Annotated in this window: 1 protein-coding gene; it reads left to right on the forward strand. The window is 68.1% G+C overall.

Features of this window, described 5'->3' with window-relative positions:
* Positions 1 to 279, forward strand: a 279-nt coding sequence (locus tag AC0IW9_RS30695) for an MFS transporter (RefSeq protein ID WP_471652088.1), incomplete at both ends; no start/stop codon positions are given.

A 279-nucleotide genomic window follows, 5' to 3' on the forward strand; every position in this document is an offset into this window, starting at 1 on the left:
GATGATGCTGTCGGCGATCCTGTTCCTCGCCAGCGCGTTGCTGGCTGGTGCGGCGAGCAGCTCCGCGATCTTCATCTTCGCGCGCATCATCGGCGGTCTGGGCGTCGGCGCGGCGAGCGTCATCTCCCCCGTCTACATCTCCGAAGTCACGCCGGCGTCGATCCGGGGGCGGCTGTCGTCGGTACAGCAGGTGATGATCATCTCCGGCCTGACCGGCGCGTTCGTCGCGAACTTCGCGCTGGCGCGCTATGCCGGCGGCTCCACCGCGGACTTCTGGCT

It is taken from the genome of Belnapia sp. AC561 (assembly GCF_979252845.1).